The sequence below is a fragment of the Gemmatimonadota bacterium genome (assembly GCA_039715185.1).
In the GTDB taxonomy this organism is placed as follows: Bacteria; Gemmatimonadota; Gemmatimonadetes; order Longimicrobiales; family RSA9; genus DATHRK01.
In genome coordinates, this window is record JBDLIA010000191.1 from 1 (window position 1) to 2,074 (window position 2,074).

The window sequence follows — 2,074 nt, forward strand, 5'->3', positions numbered from 1 at the left end:
TGATTCCCGGTGGCCGTCTCGGCGACGGCGATATCTGTCTCGCCTTGGGCACTGGAATACGCCACGCGGAACAGCACGCCCCGGCCGTTCGGCAACGCAACCGGGAACAAGTGGTCCGTTTCCCCGTTCGCCGAGTCGATGCGCGTGAACCACTCGGGTGTGCCACCCGCCGCCAGCACCTTAACCAGCGGGCTCTGCCCCTGGCCGTCCACGTAGATGAACCCGTCCGGGCTCCAAGTCGCGCCCCCACCCCCGACGAGGGTGTCGGTGATGGTCACCGGCGGCCCGCCCCGCAGGGACACGACCTTGAGCTCACCGCCTGCGCTAAACCCGACTCGGCTACCGTCCGGCGACACGAACGGCGCGTATCCTCCGGCGGTCCCGGCCAGCGACGTCGTCCCCAGCTGATCGCGCTGGCGGACACGCAGCCCTGTCGGGGTACCGACGCCCGTCCCCGCGCTGTAAACGACGCGGGACCCATCCGGTGTCAGGGCGATGCGGGCAAAGAACCCGCCGATGCGTTGGTCCTCCGGGAGATCGATGTTGTACCGTGCGACCGGCCGCGGCGGGGCCGGCCGGAGCAGTGCCCATGCCGCAATGCCCGTCATGACCGCGAGGGCGGCGGCGAGGGCGAGCACCCAGGGATCGCTGCGCCGCCCGGGCGCCGCGGCGGCCCCCGACACGCCCTCCACCCCGTGCCGGAAGGACGGCGTCTTCAAGGCCTGGACGAAGTCGCTGGCGCTGTCGAACCGATCGGCCGGCAGCTTCTCGAGGGCCTTGGCCGTGGCCGCCGCCACGTTCGGCGGCACCGACTTCCGGACGCTCGTTACCGCGGCCGCCTCTTCCGTCACGATCTTCATGATGATCTGCTGCGCCGAGCTGCCCGTGTGCGGCGGATTTCCCGCCAACATCTCGTAGGTCACACACGCCAAGGAGTAGATATCCGACCGGTTCGTGATCTCCTTTTCCGCCGTCGCCTGCTCGGGACTCATGTAGTGCGGCGTGCCCAGGGAGAGGCCTGTCTCGGTCATGCGCCCCCCGGCCGCCGCACTCACCGCCAAGGCGATCCCGAAGTCCGCCACCATCGGCCGCCCGTCGTGCAGCAGGATGTTCTCCGGCTTGATGTCCCGGTGGATCACCCCGTTGCGGTGCGCGTAGTCCAGCGCGTCTGCCACCTCAGTCGTGATCCGGACGGTTTCATCAATCCCCAGCTGCGCCTCGCGGTCCAGCTTGTCCCGCAGCGTTTCGCCCTCGACGTACGGCATGACGTAGTAGAGAAAGCCGTTGGCCTGTCCCGAATCGAACAACGGAAGGATGTGCGGATGCTGGAGGCTGGCGGTGGTCTTGATCTCCTGAACGAAGCGGTCGGCGCCGAGGACGGCGGCGAGCTCGGGCTTCAGGACCTTGAGCGCGACCTTGCGCTCGTGTTTGAGGTCCTCGGCGAGATAGACGGTGGCCATCCCACCGGCGCCAAGCTCGCGCTCGATGGCGTAGCGATCCGCAAGGGCGGCCGAGAGGCGTGAGGTGTTCTCGCTCATCGGCCCCCCGGCCCCCCCGCGCTTAACTCGCTCAGCCAGTTCTGCACCAGCACGGCCGTCAGGGTTTGCGGGCCGGTCTCCTCGGCCCCGACCTGCCGCTTGAAGATGAAGCGGCGGTCGTCGGGAGTGATGTCGTATTCCGTGTTCGATGCGCTAGACAAGTAGCCGCTCGCCGAAAACAGGACACGCTGCTCCCCCGCTCTAAAGCCCGTACCCGGCTGCACGCTCACGGCCATGAGATCGCCGTTCGCGCTGCGATAGAACAACTCCTGCCCGCTATGCGCCCAGAGTGGCTCGTTGCCTCCGTCGCGCGAGACCTGCCACCGCCCCGAGTCCACCTCGGGAAACGGCCGGACGTACACCTCGTAGCGCCCCGACTCGTTGGAGGAATAGGCGAGCCAGCGGCCATCGGGAGACAACGCGATGGCCACCTCTTCGTAGGCGGGGCTGGCGAGCAAGGGCGAGACGGCGCTATCGCCCGTGGCACCACCGCGCTCCAAGAGATACGCGTCCCGTCCCGGTCCCGCCCCGCCCAG

At 68.5% G+C, this 2,074-nt stretch carries 2 protein-coding genes; both read right to left on the reverse strand.

What is annotated here, in order from left to right; translation table 11 throughout:
- Positions 1-1,538: protein kinase (locus ABFS34_16575; GenBank protein ID MEN8377041.1), on the reverse strand; the 1,538-nt coding region annotated here is incomplete at its 3' end.
- Positions 1,535-2,074, reverse strand: a 540-nt coding sequence (locus ABFS34_16580) for a hypothetical protein (GenBank protein MEN8377042.1), incomplete at its 5' end; no start/stop codon positions are given. The genes ABFS34_16575 and ABFS34_16580, both read right to left, overlap by 4 nt.